The organism is Haloimpatiens massiliensis (genome assembly GCF_900184255.1).
Taxonomy (GTDB): Bacteria; Bacillota; Clostridia; order Clostridiales; family Clostridiaceae; genus Haloimpatiens; species Haloimpatiens massiliensis.
On the sequence record NZ_LT854628.1, the window covers coordinates 1 to 1802 of the forward strand.

General features: G+C 33.5%; 1 protein-coding gene. It reads left to right on the forward strand.

Annotation, left to right across the window (positions count from 1 at the left end; translation table 11 throughout):
* Positions 1–366 precede the first annotated feature (366 nt).
* Positions 367–1674: an IS110 family RNA-guided transposase gene (locus C1715_RS00100; protein WP_035287686.1), complete on the forward strand. Its 1308-nt coding sequence runs from the start codon at positions 367–369 to the stop codon at positions 1672–1674.
* Positions 1675–1802 lie beyond the last annotated feature (128 nt).

Genomic DNA, 1802 nt, shown 5'->3' on the forward strand with positions numbered 1-1802 from the left:
CCTCCTTGTATAATAATGATGTAGTCATTAAGACTACTCATCTCAATTTAATTGTTTCTATAATAGATAACAGAAGAAGGATTTCTTCCTTCATCAGATGTTATCTTAGTTAATTATCATGCTTGACGGTTCCTATATAGACTCCAGACTTTTCATAAAGTATAATCTTCAAGGATAGGACAAATAATGTTTTCCTCCTTGGGAAGTCAGTATCTGCTGACTCATACCCGTGATTTAGTCAATTAGTCCATTCAATGAGGTTTTATGATTCGGCTGGTTGGGAGCCTCAGGCTATACCTGTATAACTCGCAAGGTTGTGTACTCATTAGATGGAAATGGATTCCTATCGGAAAGGAGCTTTTGCTCATGTCAAACATTTTATTTAAAAATTTATTTATCTCGGTCGGTATTGATGTTGGTGCAGATTTCAGTTGGATGTCTATCGCACTTCCTAACCAGACCTTTGTTGGAAAGCCTTTTAAAATACTACATTCAAACATTGATTCCCTTGAACTCGCTGTTTCTAAAATAAAAGAAGCAGAAGAGTTGTATTCTTTGGAAAGTCGCATTTTCCTAGAATCCACGGGAATTTATCATTACCCACTCTTCTGCTATCTTCGTGATACTGGATTTAATGTTAACCTAATTAATCCTATCATCACTAAGAATAGCACAAACATTAACATTAGAAAAGTGCATAATGACAGATTTGATTCAAAAAAAGCTGCCTTAATAGGCTTAAAGCCAGATTTAAAAGTATCTCTTATGCCATCAGATCTTGCTCTTGATTTAAGAAATCTTTCAAGAGAGTATTATGATTTGATGGACAACCGTTCTGCTTATGTGAACAAACTTCAAAGTGAACTTCGGATGGTATTTCCAGAATACCTTAAAATTTTTTCAAAAATAACTACTAATACATCATTAACCTTATTAGAAACATACACATCTCCAGATGCATTTTTAAATGCTTCCAAAGAAGAGATTATTGATTCTATAAGATCTACAGCTCGTTTTGGGCTTACATATGCTAATAATAAGTATAATGCCATTATAAAGGCTGCCAATGATGCAAAGACCTTCGGTTATTCTGTAAGTAGTAATTTTAAGCGTATTAGATTATACATAAGCTTTATTCGAAAGTATGATGAAGAGATTTCTTCTATACTCTCTGAAATGCATAAGCTTGTTGATGAAAATGAAAATACTGATTTTGTAAAGCAAATTCACTTGATTGAAACATTTAAAGGTGCAGGTTTTCTTTCTGCTGTAAGCCTCATGGGAGAAATCGGAGATTTCTCTGCGTTCAACTCACCAAAACAGCTTTTTGCTTATTTTGGTTTAGATCCAGCAGTAAAGCAATCTGGCAACTTTAATGGCACAAAAATCAGTATGTCAAAGCGAGGCTCTCGAATTGCCAGAAGAGTAATTCACACTATGGCATTAATCAGCATAAGCAAAAACAAAGATGGCTCCGCCAAAAATCAAGTACTTCGAGAATACTATCTTTTAAAGTGCCAAAGTAAGCCTAAAATGATTGCTCTTGGGGCAGTTATGCATAAAGTTTGTAACATATTATTTGCCATTCTTCGTGATGGGAAAGAATTTGAAATAATTACACCAGAAGAACACCAAAAGAATTATCTCAAAGCGAAATGCGGCTTCGCTGCGTAGTATAATTCCATAAATATAATTTCCGTTTTTTGTTAGTCTAACAAAAGTTTATTAAGGTTACCCTTTTTTAAGATAATAAAAATATTAATTATTTTTTTAATTCTTATTGACATTTCTTAGCTGGACTA

What these genes read in the sequence shown, in the direction of transcription:
- C1715_RS00100 (WP_035287686.1), top strand. Translation starts at nt 367, where the DNA reads ATGTCAAACATTTTATTTAAAAATTTATTTATCTCGGTCGGTATTGAT.